The sequence below is a fragment of the Amycolatopsis sp. La24 genome (assembly GCF_029087445.1).
Taxonomy (GTDB): Bacteria; Actinomycetota; Actinomycetes; order Mycobacteriales; family Pseudonocardiaceae; genus Amycolatopsis; species Amycolatopsis nivea.
On sequence record NZ_JARACH010000004.1, the window covers coordinates 37095 to 59671 of the forward strand.

The window sequence follows — 22577 nt, forward strand, 5'->3', positions numbered from 1 at the left end:
TTCCGCCGGGACCGCTCGTCGGGTGAGTGCCGGGAGCGGGGTCGCCCGGGCCGGGATTGCCGGGGCCGGGGCGGCGAGGTTGGTCGGGCATGGTCAGTCCCTCGGATCGTCCGGGTCGAGGCCGTGCAGCGGGAAGATCGCGCGGCGGGTGTCGCGGATCGCGATGTCCACCGGGTCGTCCGCGTCGTCGCCCCACGGTTTGAAGGCGGTGTCCTTGCCGTCGGTCATCGCGGCGGGGAGGTCGGCGGCCGGGGCGGCGCGGCGGACCGTCGAGACCCAGCCGGGCGGCAGTGGCGTTTCCGGCGAGACGTCGCGGTCCAGCACGGTCGCCATCAGGTGCGTCCACGAGCGCGGCACGACGCGGATCAGCTGGTATCCCCCGCCGCCGACGGCGAGCCAGCGGCCGTTCGCGTAGCGTTCGGCCAGGTCGCGCAGCGTGGAGTAGATGGTGCGGTGGCCGTCGACCGACAGGGACATGTCGGCCATCGGGTCTTCCTCGTGCGAGTCCACCCCGCACTGGGTGACCAGCAGCTGCGGCTGGAACTCCTGCAGCACAGCCGGAACCACCGCGTCGAACGCCCGCAGCCACCCGGGGTCCTGCGTGTGCGGCGGCAGCGGGACGTTCACCGCGGTGCCCGCTGCCTTGCCCTTGCCGACCTCGGCGGAGTAGCCGGTGCCGGGCCAGAGCGTGAACGGGTGCTGGTGCATCGAAACGGTGAGGACGCGCGGGTCGTCGTAGAACGCGGCCTGGACGCCGTCGCCGTGGTGCACGTCGGTGTCGACGTACGCGATGCGGTCGAAGCCGTGGTCGAGCAGCCACGAGATCGCGATCGCGCAGTCGTTGTAAATGCAGAAACCGGACGCGTGATCGCGCATCGCATGGTGCAGCCCGCCCGCGATGTTGACCGCCCGCCGAACCTCGCCGTCGGCGATCTTGCGCGCGGCGAGCAGCGTCGAGCCGACGACCAGCGCGGTCGCGTCGTGCATCCCGGGGAACACGGGGTTGTCATCGGTGCCGAGCCCGTGCCCGACGTCCCACCCGACATCCGGCGCTTCCCGCACGGCGGCCAGGTACTCGGGTGCGTGCACGCGCAGCAGTTCCTCGTCGCCCGCCGCGGTGGGCACGAGCAGTTCGACGCCGTCGAGCACGCCCAACTCAGTAGCGAGCCGCACGGTGAGGTCGAGCCGGACGGGGTTGAACGGATGCTGCCCGCCCAGGTCGTACTTCAGCAGCGACGGATCCCAGACAACTGCAGGCGACGACATGCTTCGCACTGTACTTCCCCGCCACGCCCCGAGCCGGGTTTCGCGGCGAGGCAGGACTCGCCCGCGCGTCACGTGCCCGCTGCCTGCCGAACCGAGTTACGCAGCAAGGCGGCCTCAGCTGCGCGTCACGTCCCAAGCCGGATTTCGCGGCCAGGTAGGTTTCAGCCGCGCGTCACGTCCCCACCGCGTCCCTCCAAGCTTCGCGGCGGGCCAGGTGTCAGCCGCCCGCCACACAAGCCGGATTTCACAACGGAGCAGGCTTCGCCCGCACGCCACTCCCCCGCCGCCCGAACGGGGTTTTGCAGCGCGCCACTCCCCCGCCACCTCCCGAACCGGGCTTCGCAGCGGGGCAGGGCTCAGCCGCGCGTCCAGACGACGCCTCGTGCTTCGTATTCGAGCATCTCCTCCAGCCCGGCCGCCGCGTCGGAGCCGAGTTCTCGTTTCACCAGCCACAGGGCCAGGTCCAGCCCGCTCGTGATGCCGCCCGAGGTGACCACGTCTCCGTCGTCGACCACGCGGGCTTTCTTGAGCACGCCGCCTTGCTGAACGAGCGTGTCGACCGCGCCGTGGTGTGTCGTGCACGGGCGGCCGCGCACCAGCCCGGCCGCGCCGAGCAGCAGGGTGCCCGTGCAGAGCGACGCGAGCGTCAGCCCTTTGCGCGGCGCGGCCGCGAGCGCGTCCGGCAGCACCTTGCGGTCGATCTCCGCCCAGATGCCCGGGCCTTTCCGCTTCCCGTAACCGCCACCCGGCACGACGATGACGTCGGCGTCCTGAGGCGACCAGCCGCGCTCGACCTCGACCTTCGTCCCGTACGCCGCGCGCACGACGCCCGGCCCGTCCACGCGCACGCATGACACGTCCGTGCCGCGCTTCGCGTGCATGCCCGCTGCGGAGAACACCTCGTACGGACCGGCGAAGTCCTGCTCCTCGACGCCGTCGAACAGCACGACCTGGACCCGCAACGGTCGACGCTCGGCCGTCGCCCCGGTCGTCGCCGCAGCCTCGGCCGGCACCGCCATCGCCGCTGCTCCGGCTGCCGCCGACCCGCGCAGGAATGTTCTCCGCTCCATGAACGCCGCCTCTCGCCTGGAAAAGCCTTCCGGACGAGAAGTCGGTGCACAGCGCGGAAAGTTCCGGCCGAGTCAGCCGCGTTCGGGACCGGTGGCCGCGGGACGCTCCGGATCGCGCGACCAGTGCGACCACGACCCCGCGTACAGCGCGGCCGGCTCCGGATGCCCGGCGACCTCCAGCGCGAGCACCACCGACGACGCCGTGACGCCCGAACCGCAGTAGGCGCCGACCGGGACGCCGTCGGCCAAGCCCAGCGACGCGAACCGCTCGGCAAGCTCGGATGGCGACTTCCAGCGTCCGTCCGCACCGGCGTGCTCGGACGACGGCGCGCTGACCGCACCCGGGATGTGCCCGGCACGCGGGTCGACGGGCTCGGCCTCGCCGGTGTAGCGGACGTGCGCCCGCGCGTCGAACAGCACGCCTTCGCGAGCGAGCGCCGCCGCGTCGTCCGCCGACAGGAGCGGCATCGCGCCCGGCCGGACCTCGATGTCGCCCTGCTCTGGCGAGGGCACTTCGGTCGTCACTTCCCGCCCCTCGGCCAGCCACGCTGCGTAACCGCCGTCGAGCACCGCGACCTCCGGATGGCCGACCCAGCGCAGCAGCCACCAGGCCCGCGCGGCGACCGAACCGTCGGCGTCGTCGTAGACGACCACCGGACGCCCGGCCCGCACCCCGGATTTCCGCAGCTCACGCTGCAGCGCGGCCGGGTCCGGCAGCGGGTGGCGGCCGCCCTCGCCGGGCGGCGCGGCCAGCGTCGTGTCGAGGTCGGCGAACACCGCCCCGGGCACGTGTCCCTCCTGGTAGGACTCGGCTCCCGGCGGTCCGCCGAGCCGCCAGCGGACGTCCAGCACGACGGGACGGTCTCGGTCGGGGAACGCGGCGAGCTCAGCGGGCGAAATCAACGGTCGCATGCCCCCATCCTGCTGGTCCGGACGCGGTTCGCGCATCAGGGCAGGACTTTTCGCCGGGGCCGGGCCGTTACGCCGAGGCGGGCCGTCGCTGTCGGGGCCAACGACTACGATGAGCTACGCGGACGAAGGGGACAGCGTGAACGATCTCATCGACACCACCGAGATGTACCTGCGTACCATCTACGAGCTCGAAGAGGAAGGTGTCGTCCCGCTGCGGGCCCGGATCGCGGAGCGCCTGCAGCAGAGCGGGCCCACCGTGAGCCAGACCGTGGCCAGGATGGAGCGCGACGGGCTGGTCGTCGTCGCGGACGACCGGCACCTGCAGCTCACCGACCACGGCCACGACCTCGCCGTCGCGGTCATGCGCAAGCACCGGCTCGCCGAGCGCCTCCTCGTCGACGTCATCGGGCTCGAGTGGGAGCACGTGCACAACGAGGCGTGCCGCTGGGAGCACGTGATGAGCGAGGCCGTCGAGCGCAAGCTGGTGAAGCTGCTCGACCACCCGACCACGTCGCCGTACGGCAACCCGATCCCCGGCCTCGACAAGCTCGGCGACGGCGATCCCGCGCCGCGCGCCGAGGACGGCCTGGTGCGCCTCGACGAGTTCGCCCGCACCGGCGGCGGCGAGGTGGAGATCCGCCGCATCGCCGAGCACGTGCAGCTGGACGAGTCGCTGCTCACCGAGCTGCGGACGGTCGGGATCGTGCCCGGCGGCCTCGTCACGGTCGGCAAGGCCGTCGGCGGCAGCGTCACCGTCGAGGTCAAGGGCACCGAAACCACGGCTCAGGTGTCCACCGCGGCGCTGCACGCCGTGCTGGCGCTCGCCAAGTGACCCCGGCTGCCGACGCGGCGCGCGCGTTCCAGGAAGTCCACGGGCGGGCCCCGGCAGGCGTGTGGTCCGCGCCCGGCCGGGTGAACCTGATCGGCGAGCACACCGACTACAACGACGGTTTCGTGCTGCCCTTCGCCCTCCCTCACCGGCTGGCCGCGGCCGCGTCCCCGCGCGAGGACGGCAAGCTCCGGGTCGCCACCCTCGGCGACGACGGGCAGCTGCAGCACTCCGGGCCGCACGACATCGCCGCGCTCGAACCGGGTTCGGTCGACGGATGGGCCGCATATCCGGCCGGGGTGGCGTGGGTGCTGCGCGACCAGGGCTACGCGGGCGGCGCCGACCTGGTCATCGCGGGCGACGTGCCGTCCGGGGCGGGGCTTTCCTCCTCTCACGCGCTGGAATGCGCGGTTTCGCTGGCCCTGCTGGGCGTGGCCGGGGTGGAACTCGAAGACGGCGGAGCGGACACTCCCGCACGGCCGGAGATCGCGCGCTGGGTGCAGCGGTCGGAAAACGAATTCGTCGGCGCGCCCACCGGGCTGCTCGACCAGACGGCGTCGCTGTGCTGCGAGGAGTCGCGGGTCCTGTTCCTCGACGTCCGCTCGGGCGAGATGGAGCAGGTGCCGTTCCCGCTCGGCGAGGCCGGGCTCCGGGTGCTGATCATGGACACCCGCACCAAGCATTCCCACACCGACGGCGGCTACGGCGCACGGCGGAGCGGAACCGAGCGCGCGGCGGAACTGCTCGGCGTGAAGGCCCTGCGCGACGTCGCGCTCGACGGGCTCGACGAGGCCCTCGCACAGCTTCCCGAGGACCTGGTTCCGCTGGTGCGCCACGTGGTCACCGAGAATCAGCGGGTGCTCGACGTGGTCGCGTTGCTGCGCGAGAAGAAGCTCGCCGAGATCGGGCCGCACCTCGACGCCTCCCACGTGAGCATGCGCGACGACTACCGCATCTCGACGCCGGAACTGGACCTCGTGGTCGATTCGGCCCGCTCGGCCGGCGCGCTGGGCGCGCGGATGACCGGCGGCGGGTTCGGCGGCTCGGCGATCGCGCTGGTCCGCGACGAGGACCTGGACGGAGTGCGCACCGCGGTCGAAACCGCCTGCGAGCAGGCCGGGTTCCGCCGCCCGCGGATGTTCACGGCGGTGCCGTCGCGCGGCGCGGGCCGCGACGAAGCCTGATTTCCGGAGCAACCCCCGGAGGGTCCGTCGCGTCGCTCTGAGGGGAGACTGTGCCGCAGAGTCGCCACCCCTCAGCAGAAAGGCCTTGACGTGACGGACCAGCAAAGCCCCCTGAAGCTCATCGTGACGGGCGGCGCGGGGTACGTGGGCAGCGTGTGCGCCGCCCGCCTCATCGAAGCGGGTCACCAGGTCACCGTCGTGGACGACCTGTCGACCGGGCACGCGGACGCGGTGCACCCGCAGGCGCGCTTCGTCGAGGGCGACGCCGCCGAGGTCGCTGCGGACCTGCTCGGCGAAGGTTTCGACGGCGTCCTGCACTTCGCCGCGAAGTCGCTGGTGGGCGAGTCGATGGCCGACCCGGCGAAGTACTGGGAAGGCAACGTGGTGACGTCGCTGCGGCTGCTGGAGGCGATGAAGAAGCACGGCACGCCGCGCCTGGTGTTCTCCTCCACCGCGGCGACCTACGGCGAGCCCGACGTGTCGCCGATCCCGGAAACGGCCCCGACGCAGCCGACCAACACCTACGGCGCGTCGAAGCTCGCCATCGACCACGCGATCACCAGCTTCGCCCGCGCCCACGGCCTCGCCGCGGTCAGCCTGCGCTACTTCAACGTGGCCGGCGCGTACGGCGCGTTCGGCGAACGGCACACCACCGAAACCCATCTCATCCCTCTCGTCCTCCAGGTCGCGACCGGCGACCGCGAGCACATCTCCATCTACGGCGACGACTACCCGACGCCGGACAAAACGGCCGTCCGCGACTACATCCACGTGGTCGACCTCGCCGACGCCCACCTCCTCGCCCTGCGCCACGCCGTCGGCGGCGAGCACCGCATCTACAACCTCGGCAGCGGCACCGGGTTCTCGGTGCTGGAGGTCGTGGAAGCCTGCCGCCGGGTCACCGGGCACGCGATCCCCGCCGTGGTGGCCCCGCGCCGCGCCGGCGACCCGTCGGTGCTGGTCGCGTCGAGCGACAAGGCCAACGGCGAACTCGGGTGGACGCCCAAGCTGACGGATCTCGACGGGATCGTGTCGGACGCTTGGCAGTTCACCCAGTCGCGTCAGTCCTGACGGCGGTTTCCGGCCGCTGCGAGCCGGATGTGCTTTTCGGTGCGGGGCGGGGATTCGGAAGGATCCCCGCCCCGGCATCGTTATGGCGAGCGTTGACCGAAAGTCCACTTAGGACTTACCGGCGCGACGGCAACTGGGCGACGCGGGCGGAATTCGCCTCGCGCGCCTCCAGCTCCGGCAACCGTCATCTCATCCCCCTCGGCGGCCCCGATCTTCGCCCCTGGCCAGGATCCTCAGCACTCCCCGGCTCCGGCGGCGGGGACAGACCGAGATCAGCCGCCGTGCTGAAGTCAGCTAGGCCGGTCAGTTTCGCTGGGTCCGTGCCGATGTTCCAGGCAGTCTGCAGCAGCTGCGCCACCAAATGTTCCGGGTCGGCTTCCACGGCGTTCGCCAGTGCCATCCCGGCGAGTGCGCCTTCCCCGCGCATCAAGGCGGTATAGCCGAGATGCAGTGCGGCTTCGGCTCGGTGCGGCGGGGGCAGTTCGCGGACCAGCGTCAGCCATACCTCCTCCGCCTCGCGGGTCAGCGACGTGTGCGGCGGGACCGCGAGGGCCATGCAGGCGTCGCGGATCGGGGTGAGCATCAGCGCGTGGGCGAGGCGGACCGCTTGGTCGTCGTCGGGAGGGCCTTCGCCGTGGCGTTGGCGGAGGAATGCGGCGCGGAGTTCGGTTACCGCGGCGTCCAGGACATCGCTCGCTGACATGTCTTGGCCGCACAACGGTTCTGGGGACGCCGCCAGCAAGTCGGCGCGGCGGGCGATCGCTTCCGGGGAGCGGGGTTCCAGCACCGCGGCCAGTTCTTCGCGGCTGCGGAAGATGACGAAACCAGCCTCGGTGGTCGCGGCGGCGAGGACGGTTTCTTGCGGATCTGGCAGCACACCGCCGCAGTCCGGGTCCCGGTAGCACAACCATGGCGCGCCGGGTTCGATCTCGGGGGTCCACAGTGCGTGGAACAGGCGGAGGTTGTGCCGCGCCAGGCCGCGTTCCAGTTCGGCCGCGAGCGTCTGGTGGGGTGGGCCGTTTTCATCTGCTGAACCGCCGACGATGACGGCGGTGACGCCGTTGTGCTCGGGGTCGTCGAAGCGCGGGATCAGCGCATCCGCCTGCTGTGCTTGGAGTTCTCGCGGCGGGAGGTCGGCGCGCACCATCAGGCCGATCGTCGTGCCGGGGACGCGGTGGCCCAGCAGCACAAGGGAATCAGCCGGACGGAATCCGAGGAGGTACGGGAGCGAGGCGATGAGGTCGGCCGGGTTGCTGAGGGTGGCCCGGGAGATGCCGGGCGGCGTCGAGGTGGTCACGCCTCCACCCTGCGCCGCGCACAAGCGAATCGGGGCCGGCAAGGCAAATCTGTGGACCACAGCAGGCAGTTGTGGACAACCAGGTCCCGAGTGAAGAGGACCGAGGGAAATTGTCGGTGCTGTGTGCATAGCCAGGCACTGTCCACAATAGACAAAAATGCTGCCGGAGCCGATCAGGGCTCCGGCAGCATCGGCAGAGGAAACTCAGCCGCAGTGTTCGAACGGGCTCTCGTACGCGGACGAGCCGACCGAACCGCCCCACCTGACGCAGGTCGAACCGGCGCTCTTCTTCACCGGGCCCGCGTAGTAGGTGAAGTTCCCGGAATCCGTCGCCCTGGTCGAGCCCTTCACCTCCAGGAACGCCGAAACCGGGCTGGCCGTCCCGAGGGAGACCGCCTTCAGGGTCGTCACGCAGTTCTCTTTGGAGGACGAGTTGTACAGCAGGTACGCGGTGCCCGCCGTCCCCAGCGCCTGCTGGTCGATCACCGAGAAGCCCGACCCGCACACCTGCGTCGCCGAGTACGGGTTGCCGCCGCAGCCGTTCTTGCTCGTGAAGTCCTTCTTGCCGTAGTACGGCACCGCGACGCCGTTCAGCACGGCCTTCTGCGTCACGCCGTTCAAGTTCTCCTCGAAATGCAAGTGCGGGCCGGTCACGCCGCCGGTCGCGCCCGCTTTGCCGATCTCCTTGCCCTGCCCGACCCTCTGGCCCACCGAGACTTCCTGCTCGGACAGGTGCGCGTACCGGGTCCGCCAGCCGCCGCCGTGGTCCAGTTCGATCCAGCGGCCGTAGCTGGTGCTGCCCTCGTTCGCGACGCGGGTGACCGTCCCCGGCGCGGCCGCGAGGACCGGCATGCCGGTGATGCCGGACTTCTGGAAGTCGACCGAGTTGGCCGGGTTGTGGCCGCTGAAGGTCGCCGCGGTGACCGTGACGCCGCATTTGAACGGCACCTGGAAATTGGGGGCCGCGGACGCCGTCGACTGGGCGGCGAGCGTCAGGCCGCACGCGGGCAAGGCCACCGCGGCCGCGACCGCCGCGAACCGTCTCAATCTGGACATGGGGCGTACCTCCTGGTGGGGGAAATGTCCGAGCGCCTCCAGCCAAGCCCGAGCCAGTACATTTTCCGTACAAGACGACTCGGGAGGGCCCATGGGCACACCGGCGGCCTCGCTCGCGAAGGCGCGGCGGCGGTTCGAGGGCGCCGACTGGGTGCGCTGGGGCGTACTCGCCGTGCCGGCCCTGTTCGCGATCCCGAACGCGCGCCCCTGGTCGTGGCCGCTGATCGGGCTGGTCCTCGTCCTGTCCGTCCCGGCGCTCTGGCTCACCCGCGAGTCGCGGCCGCGCTGGCTGATGCCCGCGACCATGATCGCCGTCGTCGCGGCGGCGGGCGCGCTCTGGATCCTGCAGCCGGGCAGCTGGACCTCGACGACGATGTTCGGCGCGACCTTCTACGCCCTGCGCGTCTCCGGCCGGATCGCGGCGGCGATCTCGCTCGCCGCGGCTTCGGCGACGATCCTCACCTGGTCGATCGTCTACGACCTCGACTGGCTGAACGCTGTCGCGCTCTTCGCGATCCTCGTCGTGATGGTGCTGCTCGCCGCCAACCGCCGGAGCCGCGCGGAACGGCTGGAACAGACCGAGCTCGCCCTCGCCAGGGCCCAGACCGCCAGCGAGGAGCACGCCCGCGCGGCCGCGCTCGCCGAACGCACGCGCATCGCTCGCGAGTTGCACGACGTCCTCGCGCACTCTCTCGCCGGTCTCGCGCTCAACCTTCAGGGCGCACGCCTGATGATGGTTCGCGACGGTGCGAGCGAAGAGTCTCTCGCGCAGATAGAACGCGCGCAGAAGCTGGCGACCGACGGTCTCGCCGAAGCACGCAAAGCTGTCGCTGCGCTGCGCGAAGACGCCGTACCCGTCGAGCGCTCGGTCTCGGACCTTGTCGCCGCGTACAGGCTCGACACCGGCTCTCGCGCCGACCTCGTGATTGAAGGCGAACCGCGCGAGCTGGACGCAGCTGTCGGCACGACGCTCGTACGCGCCGTACAGGAAGCCCTCGCCAACTCGCGCAAACACGCCGCAGGTCCCGCCGTCGACGTCACGGTGGTCTTCAAGAACGAAGAAGTCGACTTAACGATCATCGACCACCAGGGCCGCCGTCCGCCGGAGCCGCCGTCGCCGGGATACGGTTTGCGAGGCATGGGCGAACGGGTCGCGCTGTTGAACGGGAAGCTCGAATGCGGCCCTGGGGAGGACGGATGGCGGATTCAGCTGACGGTGCCAGCGTGACGCTGCGCGTGGTGCTGGCCGACGATCAGGCTGTAGTGCGCGAAGGCCTCGTCACGCTCCTCGGGCTGCTTCCCGGCATCGAGGTGGTAGGCGCGGCCGTAGACGGCGTACAGGCTCTCGAGCTGGTCTCCGAGCATCAGCCGGACGTACTGCTCGTCGACCTGCGCATGCCGCACCGCGACGGCGTCGAGACGACTGAACTGGTGCGCGCGCAGCATCCGAAGACCGAAGTCGTCGTCCTCACCACGTACGCCGACGACGACTCCCTGCTCGCCGCGCTCAAAGCCGGCGCGCGCGGGTTCCTCACCAAGGACGCCGACGCCGAAGCGATCGCCCGCGCCCTCCGCTCAGCGGCCGCTGGTCAGTCCACTGTGGACGGCGCGCTCCAGCAACGGCTGGTAGCCGCCGCGACGAGCCGCGCACCGGTGCGCACGAAGGAGCTGGAAGGCCTCACCGCGCGCGAGGTCGAGGTGTTGCGGCTGATCGCGGCCGGCCTGTCGAACACAGAGATCGCGCGCACCCTCGTGGTCAGCGAGGCGACGGTGAAGACGCACGTCAACCACCTGTTCTCCAAGGCAGGCCTGCGTGACCGCGCGCAGGCCGTCGCCTTCGCCTACCGCGCCGGGATCGCCGAGTAGAACGCCTTCTTCCCGCCGACGATCGGCAACGTCACCGTCGTCCCGGTCAAGTCCAGCGACAGCCCGGCGCCCGGCTGCGGCCGCAGCGTGAAGTCGTGATCGCTGGACGCCAGCACAAACTCCAGACGGTGTCCGGCGGCCACGATGTAGTCCTTCGGCATCAGCGAAACCTCGATGCGGTACCGCTGTCCGGGGGTGATCGGCGAGGTGACCGACGGGCTGATCCGGTTCTGCGGATCCGTCCAGCCGCGGCTGATCACGTGGGAGGTGCCGTCCGGCGCGCGGTCAAGCAGCACCGCGGTGACATTCGCGGCCGGACGGTCGAACGACAGCCGCAGCTCGGCCTTCGCGGTGCCGGACAACCGGACCGGCTCCGTGGTCGCGGAAGTGCGGTAGCGCAAGCGGTTCCCGGACGACGCCGCGTCGGCGAGCTGTTCGATCTTCTTGCTCGCGTCGTCGGCCAGCGTTTCGACGGTCGGACGGCCGGGCACGGGCTGCCGGTCGAGTGCCCCGGTCGAACGTCCGCCCGGCCACGGGTGCAGCTCGACGTCGGAAGTGCCCGGCGCGGGCCAATCGGCCTCGTCGACCCACGACTTGTCCTCGCGCTGGATGGTCGCCTTCGGCTCGCGTTCGATGCCGTTGTCGACCCCGTAGAGGTAGTGCGACATCCACTTGTTCAGCGTCGTGAGCCAGACGTCACGGCGCAGCGAGATCGGGTCCGCGTGGCCGGACTGGTGCAGCCAGATCTTGTGCTCGACGCCGTGCTTCTTCAACGCTTCGTACCAGGTGGCGACCTGTTCGGTCTTCACGTTCCAGTCGTTCAGCCCGTGCACCGCGAGCACCGACGCGTGCACCTTGCCGACGTCGTTGCGGTAGTTCCGGACGTCCCAGAACTTGCTGTAGTCCCCCGTCAGCCGGTCCTGCGCGGCGGTGAGGCCGTCGAGCACCGGACGGCAGGCCTGCTGGTCAGCGCGCGAGTAGACGTAGCCGGCGAGTACGTCCGTGTCCTCGCCCTGATAGCCGCCGGGTGCCACGACCGCGCCGGCGTTGCGGTAATAGCCGTACCAGCTCGAAATGGCGGCGATCGGCACGATCGTCTCGAGCCCTTCGACGCCGGTGCTGGCCACCGCGTTGGGCAGCGTGCCGTTGTACGACACGCCCATCATGCCGGTCTTCCCGGTGCTCCAGCTCGCCGCGACAGACGCTCCGGCCTGGTTGTGCGCGGAAGCGCGGCCGTTCAGCCAGTCGACCACCGAACGCGCGCCAATCGTCTCGTTCACGTCGCCCGTCGTCGGGCAGCCGGTGGACAGCCCGGTACCGAGGGATTCGCCGTACACGACAGCGAATCCGCGCGCGGTGAAGTAGTTCTGGTAGCTCCAGCCGATCGGTGCCGCGACGTGCGGGCCCGGCACGTACAGCTCGGTGTCGACGTTGTGGTTGGGTACGTCGTTGCCGCCCGCGAAGTACGGGCTCGCTTCGTACACGACAGGCACCTTCATGCCCTGCTCCGTGGCGCGTGGACGCACCACTTGCGCGTGTACGAGGTCAGGCTTGCCGTCGTGGTCACTGTCGACGGGCGCGGTGACCCAGACGTCTTCGCGGATGACGTCAGCCGGATCGAAGACCGGCTGTGCCTGACCGTCGGTGAAAACCGGCGCTGGCGGCGAAGCAGCTTCAGCGACCGCGGGCACGGACAACGTGGCCACTGCGACGAAAACGGCAGCGCCCCGAGCGGCAACTCCCACCAGAACCCCCAAGCTGGACGAAGCAGGCGAGCAAGTTGAGAGTTCCGTCAACCGCAACTCGCGTCAACCGACTAACGTCGGAGCCATGGACGCACCGATAGTCACGGTCACGGTCTATCCGCAGCACGCGCGCGTCACTCGCCGCTGTCAAGTCACTCCGGCCGACGGGTCCCGCGTAGAGATCACGGGTCTCCCCCTGTCGCTTGACGCTGCTTCAGTGCGCGTCAGCGGCGCGGGCGACGCGTTGGTCACGGGCGTCGACGTCGCGTACGCGCAACACGCCGCGCCTGCGGACCCAACGCTGCGCGCGCTCGTGGAGCAGCGTCGCGCGGACCAAGCGACTGTCGACGAGGTTGCGGACGACGAGAGCGCAGCGGCTGCGCGCGTCGACCTGTTGACGGGCGTCTCGCGACGCAGCGGAGCAAGCTTCGCGAAGGCGTTGGCTGGCGGCGATGCAGAACCGGGGCGTGTCCAGGAAGTGAGCGAAGCGCTCAGCACGCAATTAGCCGCAGCGCTCAAGGAACGTCGCGCGCTCGCCACGAGGCTGGAACGGCTGCGCGAAGACCTCGCCGCGCTAGACCGCCAGATCGAAACTCGCAGCGCACAGTCCGAACAGGACAGTTCGACCATCGTGGTGGAGCTGGAATCCCCCGCCACCGCCGAAATCGAACTGTCCTATGTGGTCCCCGGCGCGCGCTGGGAACCCGGGTACGACGTGCGGGTGCGCGGCACCGACGTCACCGTCACCTCGTACGGGCTGGTCAGCCAGCACACCGGCGAGGACTGGCCGGAGTGCGAGCTGACGCTGTCCACCGCGCGCCCGGCGAACACCGTCGTGATCCCGGAACTCCAGCCCTGGTACCTGGATCGGCAGCTGCCGGAACGGCGCTCGATGGTGCCGCCCGCACCCGCCGCGATGGCGGCCTACGGCGGTGCCGCGCCCGCCGGTCGGGACGGCTTCGCCGCGCACCTCTCCGAAGTCGAGCAAGGCGCCACCGCGGTCACCTTCCGGCCCGCCCGTCCGGTCGCGATCCCGTCCGGCGCGCAAGGTCACCGGACGACGCTCGCGCAGCTGGACTTCACCGCGGAACTGGATTACGTCACCGCGCCGACGCAGGCCGAGGAGGCTTATCTGCGCGCGAAGGTGGTCAACACCGGCGAGCACACGCTCCGCGCCGGTCGCGCCGCGGTGTTCCACGAAGCCGAATTCGTCGGCAGCACGCAGCTGGAACTGTGGGCTCCCGGCGAGGAACGCGAACTCGCCCTGGGCGTCGACGACCGGATCCGCGTCGAACGCGAACTGGTGAAGCGCAGCGCCAGCAAGGCGACGTTCTCCGCGCAACGCCGCCGCGAAGCCGATTACCAGACGACGGTGACCAACCACAGCCCCCGTGAAGCCGTGGTGGCCGTGCTCGACCAGGCCCCGGTCTCGCGGGACGACGCGATCACCGTGCGGGACCTGCGGCTCAGCCCGGAGCCGGTCGAGCGCACCGAGCTGGGCCAGTTCACCTGGCGGCTCACGATCGCGCCCGGGGCGTCCGCGACGGTCTCGCTCGGCTACCGGGTGGACGTCGCGAAGGGCGTCGAACTCAGCGGCTGGCGCGAGTGAGCGCTCAGCCCTGCGAGATGTAGGCCTCCAGCTGTTCCTGGCTCTGTTCCAGCTGCTCCATCCGGATCTTCACCACGTCGCCGATGCTCACGATGCCGGCGAGGCGCCCGCCGTCGAGCACCGGCACGTGCCGGATCCGCCGTTCGGTCATCACGACGCTGAGCTGGTCCACCGGATCGTCCGGGGTGCAGCTGGCGACCATGGTGGTCATGATGTCCGCGACCGGCCCTTGCAGGACGGCGGGCCCGTGGTCGTTGAGCTTGCGCACGACGTCGCGTTCGGACACGATCCCGGCGATCCCGCCCTCGGCGTCCACGACGACCATCGCGCCGACGTTGTGCCGGGCGAGTCCCGCCAGCAGCTCGGCGACCGTCGTCCCCGGCGACACAGTGGCGACCGTCGCGCCCTTGCGCTGAAGCACATCCGCAATCCGCATGGCGATGCCCTCTCCTCGGTGAGTCGGGTCACATCAGGTTAGGGCCCCGGTGCCGACTGCGAAAGTCCAGCGGGACGCGTCCGTTCGTGGTAACGGGCTCAGCCGTCGAACACCCGGCGCAACCGGGCGAGACCGGGTCCGATCTCCTCCGCCGCGATCGCGCCGTAGCCGAACAGCAGCCCGTGCCGCCGCGACGCCACGGAGAAATCGCTGAGCGAAAACAGCCGCACGCCCGCCCCGGACGCCTCCCGCGCGAAGCCGCGCAGATCCCGGTCCGCCGACGCGCTCAGGTGCAGACCCGCCGACGCGGGAACCGGCTCCAGCACGTCGGCGAATTCCGCCCGGAGGCGGTCGACGAGGAGGTCGTGGCGGGCGCGGTAGATGCCGCGCATCCGGCGGACGTGCCGGGCGAACCCGCCTTCCGCGATGAACGCCGCGACCACCGCTTGTTCGATGCCCGGGGAATGCCAGTCGGCGAGGTATTTCGCCTTCACGATCGCTTCCGCCAGAGCGGGCGGCGCGGCGAGAAAACCCAGTCGCAGCGCGGGCGACAGGACTTTCGAGAACGAGCCGACGTAGACCACCCTTCCGTGAGAATCCAAGCTGTGCAACGGTTCCAGCGGTCGCCCGGAGTAGCGGAACTCGGTGTCGTAGTCGTCCTCGACCACGACTGCACTGTTGTCCTCGGCCCAATCGAGCAGCTCTCGTCGGCGAGACGGCGACATCGCGACACCGAGCGGGTACTGGTGCGACGGCGTCACGTGCACCAGTCGAGTGCCCCGCGGGATCGCGTCGACCACGAGGCCCTCGTCGTCCACCGGAACCGGCGCGACGCGCACTCCGAGCGTGCCCAGCAGCAGGCGCGGCGGCGGGTAACCGGGATCCTCGACGGCAGCCAGGTCGCCGGGTCGCAAGAGGACGCGGGCGACGAGGTCGATCGTCTGTTGCGCGCCCGAAGTGATCACCAGGTGCTCCGGGCGCACGCGAACGTTCCGGGACACCGCGAGGTGCCGCGCGAGTTCGGTGCGCAGCCGGGGATCGCCCTGGGGTTCGCCGTAAGTCATCAGTTCGGCGTGGGAGCTGCGCAACGCCTGGGTCGTCAGCCGACGCCAGGTCTCGAACGGAAACAGCCGTACATCCGGTACTCCGGCACGGAAATCGAACTCCGGCGGGTTCGTGAACGCTTTCGGCGGCGCGGGCACGTCTGTCCACTCTGGACGCGGTTGGACGCCTTCGGTGAACCTGGCCGGTTCGGCAAGCCGCGGCGCGGCACCGGCGCGCACGTAGGTACCTGCGCCGACTCGGCCGGCGAGGAATCCTTCCGCGGTGAGGCGCTCGTACGCCGCGGTGACGGTGGTGCGCGAAACGGCCAGCTGGCGTGCCAGTTCCCGGGTCGGCGGCAGCACGTCGCCGTCGCGGAGCCGACCGTCGAGCACCGCTTCGCGGATCTGGCGGTAGATCTCGTCGCGGTGGCCGCGAGCGCCGGACAGGTCCAGGTGCAGGTCCACGCGTCCAGCCTAGATTGGTCCACCACAGTTGGCCCGGTTTTGGCTCTCTTCCTGGACCGATCTGGCGGCTAGCGTGAGCCCATGACCACGTTCGACCTCGACCGGCAGTCCCTGCTCGTTCTCGACCCGATCGTCTCGAAGATCACCGCGGCGGACCTCGACCGGCCCACGCCGTGCGCCGGCTGGACGCTCGCCGATCTGCTCCGCCACCAAGTCAGCGAAAACCACGCCTTCGCCGAAGCAGCGCGCAATGGCTCCGCGAAGGACTGGGACAGCGGTCAGCTCAGCGAAGACCCGTACGCCGCGTACGCAGGTTCGGTGACCGACTACCTCGCTGCGTACGGAGAAGCCGACGTCGCGGAACTAGAGATCGCCATCAACACCTTCGGCACCTTCTCGGGCACAGTCGCGATGGCGATGCACCTCGTCGACACCGTCGCGCACGGCTGGGACCTCGCCAAGACCCTCGGCGTCGCGTACCACCCGGTGCCGGACGCAGTGCACGCCGTGTGGAAATCCGCGCTCATGATCCCGACCGACCCGAAGGAACGCGTCGAACGCGGGACCTTCGCGCCGGTGGTGCCCGTCGACACCGGCGAAAGCGAACTGGACCAGTTCCTGGGCCGGCTGGGCCGCGACCCGCAGTGGCGCGTCAGCTGACCTTGTCCGCCGGGGCCGACCAGGTGTCGCAGGCAGCCGGGCCGGCTCCGGTGTAGCCGGCCTTCGCCCAGGCCAGCTGGTTCGCGCGGGTGCCGTGGTCGCCGCTGTCGTCGGCGCGGCCGTAGTCGGCGACGGCGGCGTTCGCGGTGGCCCGGCTGATCGACCCGCGGTCCGCCGCGGCGTTGAGGAACAACGCGCCGAAACAGTTCGCCTGGAGCTCGATCCGGCGCACGACCGCCTTGTCCGCGTCGCTGCTCGGTTCCGGCGAACCCATCTCCGTGCTCGCCGCGTCGAGGATGCCGCTCTCGCGCTGCACGTGGTGGCCGTACTCGTGCGCGAGCGTCGCCAGATGGCGTGCCCGGCTCAGCCCGGCGTCCGACAGCATCCACTCGGTGGGCGCGTAGATCGTGGCGTCGCCGCCGCAGTAGTACGCGACCGCCTCGTCCCGGGACGGCGCGCTGCCGCACGCACTGGTCTTCGGCAGCGTGACCGACACCTTGACCGGCAGATTCGGCTCGTCCGCCTTGTCCAGCGCGGGCTGCCACGCCTGCTTCAGGCAGCCCACGAGCGCGGTGTAGAAGGTCTTGAGCTGCTCCGGGTCCCGGCTCAGGTCCGGCAGGTCGCACGACACCGGGCCGAGCGCGACGCCCTCGGCCAGCAGCGGGTTGCCGCTGAGCTTGCGCACCGGTTTGGCGTCCTGGCGGTCCGGCATCGCGTCGGCGTCCGGGGCCGCGATCGCGTGCCCGGACACCTCGTGCGGCACCACGGCCATGAGCGCGAGCGTGACCGCGACGATGGCCACCGCCGCCACGGCGCCCAGCGCTTTGCCCGCCTTCCGGCGCGGCGGCGGCTGCGGTGCTGCGGGAGGCCACGGGCCCCCGGCGTAATACGTCATTCCTCCCCCTCCCGACCAGCATACGGAGACCGCGCGCGGGCCCGGATCACGAAACGGGAACGCCGGGATCCTGGCCGGATCCGCGAGCGGCAGCGAGACTGGACGCTATGACTGTCGAAGATCCGTACCTGTGGCTTGAAGACGTGACGGGCGACGAGGCGCTCGAATGGGTCCGTTCGCGCAACGCGGAGACGCTCGACGCGCTCACCGCGAGCGAGAGGTTCGGGCAGCTGCGGGACTCGATCCGCGAGGTGCTCGACGCGGGCGGGCGGATCCCGTACGTCGCGCGCCGGGGGACGCACTACTACAACTTCTGGCAGGACGCCGACCACCCGCGCGGGCTGTGGCGGCGCACCACGCTGGAGCAGTACCGCACCGCCGAACCGGACTGGGAGATCCTGCTCGACGTCGACGCGCTCGCCGCGGCCGAGGACGAGAACTGGGTCTGGAAGGGCGCCGCGGTGCTGCGTCCCGGGCACCGGCTCGGCCTGGTCCAGCTGTCGAGGGGCGGCGCGGACGCGACCGTCGTCCGCGAGTTCGACCTCGACGCGCACGAGTTCGTCGAGAACGGCTACGCCCTGCCCGAGGCGAAGCACCGGATCGGGTGGATCGACGCCGACCGGGTGTACATCGGAACGGACTTCGGCCCGGGCTCGCTCACCACGTCCGGCTATCCGCGGCTGGTGAAGGAATGGCGGCGCGGCACCCCGATCGAGGACGCGGTGCTCGTCGCCGAGGGCAAGCCGGACGACGTCGCGGTGATGGCGTACCACGACCCGACCGAGGGTTTCGAACGCGATTTCGTGCGCCGGGCGATCGATTTCTACCGCACCGAGTACTTCGAGCGGACCCCGTCCGGGCTGGCCAAACTGGACCTGCCCGAGGACGTCGAGGTGTCCACGCACCGCGAATGGCTGCTCGTGCACCCGCGCAGCGCGTGGACCGTCGGCGGCACCGAACACCCCGCGGGCACGCTGCTGGCGATCGGCTACGAGGCGTTCAAATCGGGCGACCGCGAGTTCACCGCGCTGTTCACGCCGGACGCGCACACGTCGCTGGACTACTACACGTGGACCCGCAACCACCTGCTGCTCGCGACGCTGCACGACGTCAAGTCGGAGCTGCGCGTGCTGACGCCCGGCCCGGACGGCTGGGCCGAAGCGGAACTGGGCGGCGCGCCGGAATTCGGCAGCGCGCAGATCGTCGACACCGAACCGGACGTCGACGACGAGTACCTGGTGGATTCCTCCAGCTACGTCCAGCCGTCCACGCTCACCCGCGGCGTCGTCGGCGGCGACGTCGAGGTGCTGAAGCAGGCGCCCGCGTTCTTCGACGCGGCCGGAATCGAGGTCAGCCAGTACTTCGCGACCTCGGACGACGGCACGAAGATCCCGTACTTCGTCGTCCGCCCGCCCGGCGCGGAAAACGGCCCGACGCTGCTGTACGGGTACGGCGGTTTCGAGGTTTCGCTGACCCCTTCGTACGGCGGGGTCGTCGGCCGGTCCTGGCTGTCGCGCGGCGGAACGTACGTGGTCGCGAACATCCGCGGCGGCGGCGAGTACGGCCCGGAATGGCACATGCAGGCGGTGAAGGAGAACCGGTACAAGGCGTTCCAGGACTTCGCCGCGGTCGCGCGCGATCTCGTCGCGCGGGGCATCACGACGAAGGAACGGCTCGGCATCCAGGGCGGCAGCAACGGCGGGCTGCTGATGGGCGTCATGCTCACCCGCTACCCGGAACTGTTCGGCGCGATCGTGTGCCAGGTGCCGCTGCTCGATCTGAAGCGCTACCACCTGCTGCTGGCCGGTGCGTCGTGGATGGCTGAATGGGGCGACCCGGACGTCCCGGAGGAGTGGGAGTACATCTCGAAATACTCGCCGTACCAGAACGTTTCCGCGGACGGCCAGTATCCGCCGATCCTCTTCGTCACCTCTACCCGCGACGACCGCGTGCACCCTGGGCACGCGCGCAAGATGTTCGCGCGGATGCAAGAACAGGGCCACGACGTGGAGTACTTCGAGAACATCGAAGGCGGCCACGGAGCGGCGGCAGACAACGAACAACTCGCGTTCCGTTCAGCGGTCGCGTACGAATTCCTCTGGTCGAAGCTTTCCTAGACCAGCCCCCGGGGCCGCGCCCGCACGCGCGGCCCCGGGCGGATCGACGGTCCTCTGCGGGCCTCCGCGAGCGCCCGCTCGAACCGCGCCCAGGCGTCGGTGACGAACGCCAGCCACGGCACGCCGAGCCGCCGCAACGCGCGCCCGTGGCCGACTAACACGCCGCCGGTTTCCACGATCGCTTTGGCTCGCCATCTCGCACTCGCTGAGATTCTTTGCCGCCGCAACCGATCCACGTGATAGCTGAGCCGCCGTTCCACCCCGGCGAACACCCGGGCGGCGACCTCCACGGTGACCGGGTCGCGGGTGCCGTCCCGCACCGCGCTGTAGTAGCCGAGCGCGAGCACGTCGGAGATCAGCTGGCTCATCACGTCGCTTTTCGCTGACTGGCTTGCGGTTTCGAGAAGCCTCAGCTCGTCCGGCGGGTGCTGGAACCTCCGGACGCTGCGCGCCACGACCGGATCCAGCGGAACCCCGCTCCCCCACACCGGCCGCGGCCGGACCTTCCGTCGCCGCGCCTCCGCCTCGAACACCGCACTCCAGTCCACGGCGGCCATGCTGCCGCCCGGATGTGCCGGTGCCGCGGGGAGAATGTGGAGATTCAGTGGAGGGAGAGCTCGCACCCGGCCTTGTCTCTGTACCTACTAGTATGTACGGTGAACTCATGTCCACGAGAGACCAGCTCATTGCGAGCACGCAGGACCTGCTGTGGGAGCGGGGGTACGTCGGCACCAGCCCGAAGGCGATCCAGCAGCGCGCCGGGGCCGGGCAGGGCAGCATGTACCACCACTTCACCGGCAAGGCCGACCTGGCGCTCGCCGCGATCCGGCAGAACGCCGACGATCTGCGCGCCTCCGCCGAGACCGCGTTCGCCCAGGGCACGACGGCGGTCGAACGCGTTTCGGCGTACCTGTTGCGCGAGCGGGACGTCCTGCGCGGCTGCCCGGTCGGACGGCTGGCGCTGGACCCCGAAATCGTCACGAACCCGGAATTGCGTGCGCCGCTGGAGGAAACGTTCGACTGGCTGCGCGGTCGCCTCGCCGAAGTGCTCGCCGAGGGCATCGCGAACGGCGAACTGCCGAGCGACCTCGACCCAGCGGCAACGGCAACCACGCTGGTCGCGGTGCTGCAGGGCGGGTACGTCCTCGCTCGATCGTCCGGGACGGTCGAGCCGTTCGACCAAGCGATCCGCGGCGCGCTCGCACTCCTCGAGCGGCGGTGACGTCGATGTACGCCATGCAGTACGAGATCGAGTTGCCTGCTGGATACGACATCGAGCACCGAGTCGCGACCCGAGGCCACCGCACGGACGCGTTCCCCGGCTTGGGGCTGAAGGCATATCTGGTGCGCGACAACCAGTACGCGCCGTTCTACATGTGGGCCGACACCGCCGGAATGAGCCGATTCCTTTGGGGAGGCGGCGGATTCGACGGCATAGTCCAAGATTTCGGCCGACCGCCCGTACACCATTGGACCGGCGCGCGCTGTCTTCCCGGCCCAGCGCGCGCGACCGCCCCGACGTTCGCGACTAGACGCGTCGGGCAGTTTTCGGAAGACATCGACCGCGAACTAGCCGAAGTCGCGCAGTTGTCCCAAAACCCAGCCGTGCACACCACCGCACTGGCCATCGACCCGGAGCGCTGGGAAACCGTGCGCTTCACCCTCTGGACCACCATCCCGGACGAGGACAGCGACGTCCAGTACCGGGTTCTTCACCTGTCCCGCCCCGAAATCGACCAGCTGAGCTGAGAGGTCCCCATGCCGCTCGTCCGCATCGACGTGCTGTCCGAACCGAACGCCGACCGCCTCCCCGCCATCGGCGAAGCCGTGCACCAGGCGATGACCGAAACGATCGACGTCCCCGCCGACGACCGGTTCCAGATCCTGAACAGCCACGCCCCGGGCCGATTGCGTTACGACCCGGGCTATTTCGGCGTCCAGCGCGACGACGACATCGTGTACATCGCCATCACAATGCGCGCCGGCCGCACCAACGAACAGAAAACCGCGTTGTACCGCCGCGCGACCAAGCTCATCGCCGAGGCAACGGGGATCGAACCGCGGAATGTGTTCTTCAGCCTGACGGAAAACCACGAGGTGGACTGGTCGTTCGGCGAGGGTGTCGCGCAAATGCTGCCGTCAGCACACTGAAACTTCGCCGCCCGATCAAGATCCCTCTGTCCAGTAGCGCTGAGCCCTGGCCACCGCCTCAGCCTTGCTCATCCCAGCCACCTCCGCCTCTTCGAGGCCCACGCGCGAGAGCAGCAGATACACGAGGTCGGCAGGCAGAGCCTCGGCCGGCGGCTCAGGCATCCCGCGATCCGGCTTGACGCCGTCCTGCACGCAAGACCAAAACGCCGGTTCCTCCACCTCGAGCTGATCGCGGAGAATGTGCTTCCAGATACTCGGGCCGTAGCCGCTGCGGTCCGCCGGATGCGAGACGCGGGTACGCAGAATCCGGCCGTCGACAAGATCGAGTTCGTAGGTGAGGTGATGCGTGCCCGTTCGCCCGCGTGCGTCGCGCACTCTGCGCCATTCTTCGACCTGACAGAACTTCTCGTGATCGGCACGGGTCGGATGCGGCCAGGAAGTCACCGCGCGGCACCGACGAGCCAGTCGCGCAACTGTCCGTCGTCGCTGAAGCTGATCAACTGCACCAGCCCCCAGTTGTCCCGGTGGTTCGGAGCGTCCAGCAGACGTTCCTGCCAATCCTGCGCGTACTCGCGCAGGGCGTCGACCATTTCGTCGACTGCCTCGTCGAACGACGCGCCGTCAGCGGCCACCGGCAGCCCCGGGATGAAGACGGACCAGCCGTCGGCTTCGGGGACCACCTGGGCGTGCGACGGAACGATCGAAGCGAGAAAGTGGCGCAGGCGCACGACATCCACCACAGCGGTCGTCGCGGAGTCGCGCCGGACTGTCGCGACCAGCCCTCTCTCGGCGGCGTCCAGCAAGTCCTTCAAATGTGCACGCGCATCGGTGTAGCTGTCGTAGTGCACAGCAGACATGTCAGCCTCCCAAACGTCCCCTACCAGGGTGCCTCATCGCATCAGGTA

At 70.1% G+C, this 22577-nt stretch carries 23 protein-coding genes; 11 read left to right on the top strand and 12 right to left on the bottom strand.

What is annotated here, in order from left to right; translation table 11 throughout:
- Nucleotides 1-93: 93 nt before the first annotated feature.
- From PUT80_RS06895 to PUT80_RS06905, 3 genes are all read right to left on the bottom strand, one after another.
- Nucleotides 94-1266, bottom strand: a complete 1173-nt coding sequence (locus tag PUT80_RS06895) for an acetoin utilization protein AcuC (RefSeq protein ID WP_275291419.1) — start codon at nucleotides 1264-1266, stop codon at nucleotides 94-96.
- Between the two features lie 356 nt (nucleotides 1267-1622).
- Nucleotides 1623-2336 (bottom strand): DJ-1/PfpI family protein, encoded by a 714-nt coding sequence (locus PUT80_RS06900; protein WP_275291420.1) that lies wholly within the window; start codon nucleotides 2334-2336, stop codon nucleotides 1623-1625.
- Nucleotides 2337-2408: 72 nt separating this feature from the next.
- Nucleotides 2409-3248, bottom strand: coding sequence for a sulfurtransferase (locus PUT80_RS06905; RefSeq protein WP_275291421.1), 840 nt, complete (start codon nucleotides 3246-3248; stop codon nucleotides 2409-2411).
- A 109-nt stretch (nucleotides 3249-3357) separates the two neighbouring features.
- Between PUT80_RS06905 and PUT80_RS06910 the strand changes: the two genes are divergently transcribed.
- The 3 genes from PUT80_RS06910 (at nucleotide 3358) to galE (ending at nucleotide 6332) form a co-directional block, all read left to right on the top strand.
- Entirely contained in the window at nucleotides 3358-4080 is a 723-nt protein-coding gene (locus tag PUT80_RS06910; RefSeq protein ID WP_078870312.1) for a metal-dependent transcriptional regulator, read from the top strand.
- Nucleotides 4077-5261, top strand: a complete 1185-nt coding sequence (galK, locus tag PUT80_RS06915; RefSeq protein WP_275291422.1) for a galactokinase — start codon at nucleotides 4077-4079, stop codon at nucleotides 5259-5261. The genes PUT80_RS06910 and galK overlap by 4 nt, the downstream gene beginning before the upstream one ends.
- Nucleotides 5262-5351: 90 nt before the next feature.
- Nucleotides 5352-6332, top strand: coding sequence for a UDP-glucose 4-epimerase GalE (gene galE / locus PUT80_RS06920; RefSeq protein ID WP_134668602.1), 981 nt, complete (start codon nucleotides 5352-5354; stop codon nucleotides 6330-6332).
- A 184-nt stretch (nucleotides 6333-6516) separates the two neighbouring features.
- Here galE and PUT80_RS06925 read toward each other — a convergent pair whose 3' ends face one another.
- Complete coding sequence (locus tag PUT80_RS06925) at nucleotides 6517-7629, bottom strand: DUF4192 domain-containing protein (protein ID WP_275291423.1); 1113 nt, start codon at nucleotides 7627-7629, stop codon at nucleotides 6517-6519.
- A gap of 204 nt (nucleotides 7630-7833) precedes the next feature.
- Nucleotides 7834-8685 (bottom strand): M23 family metallopeptidase, encoded by an 852-nt coding sequence (locus tag PUT80_RS06930; RefSeq protein WP_275291424.1) that lies wholly within the window; start codon nucleotides 8683-8685, stop codon nucleotides 7834-7836.
- A 91-nt stretch (nucleotides 8686-8776) separates the two neighbouring features.
- Between PUT80_RS06930 and PUT80_RS06935 the strand changes: the two genes are divergently transcribed.
- Both PUT80_RS06935 and PUT80_RS06940 read left to right on the top strand, forming a co-directional pair.
- Nucleotides 8777-9913: a sensor histidine kinase gene (locus tag PUT80_RS06935; protein ID WP_275291425.1), complete on the top strand. Its 1137-nt coding sequence runs from the start codon at nucleotides 8777-8779 to the stop codon at nucleotides 9911-9913.
- On the top strand, nucleotides 9910-10551 hold the full coding sequence (locus PUT80_RS06940) for a response regulator transcription factor (protein ID WP_238608397.1): 642 nt from the start codon (nucleotides 9910-9912) through the stop codon (nucleotides 10549-10551). Before PUT80_RS06935 ends, PUT80_RS06940 begins: the two co-directional genes overlap by 4 nt.
- Here PUT80_RS06940 and PUT80_RS06945 read toward each other — a convergent pair.
- Nucleotides 10527-12257, bottom strand: coding sequence for a Xaa-Pro dipeptidyl-peptidase (locus PUT80_RS06945; protein WP_275291426.1), 1731 nt, complete (start codon nucleotides 12255-12257; stop codon nucleotides 10527-10529). The two genes, PUT80_RS06940 and PUT80_RS06945, sit on opposite strands and share 25 nt — an antisense overlap.
- A 124-nt stretch (nucleotides 12258-12381) precedes the next feature.
- Between PUT80_RS06945 and PUT80_RS06950 the strand changes: the two genes are divergently transcribed.
- A complete protein-coding gene (locus PUT80_RS06950) occupies nucleotides 12382-13905 on the top strand; it encodes a DUF4139 domain-containing protein (protein ID WP_275291427.1) in 1524 nt (507 codons plus the stop codon).
- Nucleotides 13906-13909: 4 nt separating this feature from the next.
- Here PUT80_RS06950 and PUT80_RS06955 read toward each other — a convergent pair whose 3' ends face one another.
- Both PUT80_RS06955 and PUT80_RS06960 read right to left on the bottom strand, forming a co-directional pair.
- The gene (locus tag PUT80_RS06955; RefSeq protein WP_037809798.1) at nucleotides 13910-14341 is read right to left on the bottom strand and encodes a CBS domain-containing protein; all 432 of its coding nucleotides are present in this window, start codon (nucleotides 14339-14341) and stop codon (nucleotides 13910-13912) included.
- A gap of 98 nt (nucleotides 14342-14439) precedes the next feature.
- On the bottom strand, nucleotides 14440-15849 hold the full coding sequence (locus PUT80_RS06960; protein WP_275291428.1) for a PLP-dependent aminotransferase family protein: 1410 nt from the start codon (nucleotides 15847-15849) through the stop codon (nucleotides 14440-14442).
- A gap of 81 nt (nucleotides 15850-15930) precedes the next feature.
- Between PUT80_RS06960 and PUT80_RS06965 the strand changes: the two genes are divergently transcribed.
- Nucleotides 15931-16509 (top strand): TIGR03086 family metal-binding protein, encoded by a 579-nt coding sequence (locus PUT80_RS06965; RefSeq protein ID WP_275291429.1) that lies wholly within the window; start codon nucleotides 15931-15933, stop codon nucleotides 16507-16509.
- Here the strand turns inward: PUT80_RS06965 and PUT80_RS06970 are convergent.
- Nucleotides 16502-17404, bottom strand: a complete 903-nt coding sequence (locus PUT80_RS06970; protein WP_134668620.1) for a neutral zinc metallopeptidase — start codon at nucleotides 17402-17404, stop codon at nucleotides 16502-16504. The genes PUT80_RS06965 and PUT80_RS06970 overlap by 8 nt on opposite strands.
- 107 nt (nucleotides 17405-17511) lie before the next feature.
- Between PUT80_RS06970 and PUT80_RS06975 the strand changes: the two genes are divergently transcribed.
- Nucleotides 17512-19521 carry a prolyl oligopeptidase family serine peptidase gene (locus tag PUT80_RS06975; protein WP_275291430.1) on the top strand — a complete coding sequence of 670 codons (2010 nt, stop codon included), beginning with the start codon at nucleotides 17512-17514 and terminating at the stop codon, nucleotides 19519-19521.
- On the opposite strand, the gene PUT80_RS06980 is transcribed toward PUT80_RS06975, so the two are convergent.
- Nucleotides 19518-20078 carry a hypothetical protein gene (locus tag PUT80_RS06980; protein WP_275291431.1) on the bottom strand — a complete coding sequence of 187 codons (561 nt, stop codon included), beginning with the start codon at nucleotides 20076-20078 and terminating at the stop codon, nucleotides 19518-19520. The genes PUT80_RS06975 and PUT80_RS06980 overlap by 4 nt on opposite strands.
- Before the next feature lie 107 nt (nucleotides 20079-20185).
- On the opposite strand from PUT80_RS06980, the gene PUT80_RS06985 reads away from it, so the two are divergent.
- From PUT80_RS06985 to PUT80_RS06995, 3 genes are read left to right on the top strand one after another with little or no spacing between them, the layout of a single operon-like run.
- A complete protein-coding gene (locus tag PUT80_RS06985) occupies nucleotides 20186-20743 on the top strand; it encodes a TetR/AcrR family transcriptional regulator (RefSeq protein WP_275291432.1) in 558 nt (185 codons plus the stop codon).
- A gap of 5 nt (nucleotides 20744-20748) precedes the next feature.
- A complete protein-coding gene (locus PUT80_RS06990; RefSeq protein WP_275291433.1) occupies nucleotides 20749-21270 on the top strand; it encodes a DUF4865 family protein in 522 nt (173 codons plus the stop codon).
- Nucleotides 21271-21279: 9 nt separating this feature from the next.
- Nucleotides 21280-21672, top strand: a complete 393-nt coding sequence (locus PUT80_RS06995; RefSeq protein ID WP_275291434.1) for a tautomerase family protein — start codon at nucleotides 21280-21282, stop codon at nucleotides 21670-21672.
- Nucleotides 21673-21687: 15 nt separating this feature from the next.
- On the opposite strand, the gene PUT80_RS07000 is transcribed toward PUT80_RS06995, so the two are convergent.
- On the bottom strand, nucleotides 21688-22116 hold the full coding sequence (locus PUT80_RS07000; RefSeq protein WP_275291435.1) for a cytotoxic translational repressor of toxin-antitoxin stability system: 429 nt from the start codon (nucleotides 22114-22116) through the stop codon (nucleotides 21688-21690).
- On the bottom strand, nucleotides 22113-22529 hold the full coding sequence (locus PUT80_RS07005; RefSeq protein ID WP_275291436.1) for a prevent-host-death protein: 417 nt from the start codon (nucleotides 22527-22529) through the stop codon (nucleotides 22113-22115). Before PUT80_RS07005 ends, PUT80_RS07000 begins: the two co-directional genes overlap by 4 nt.
- Nucleotides 22530-22577: the final 48 nt, after the last annotated feature.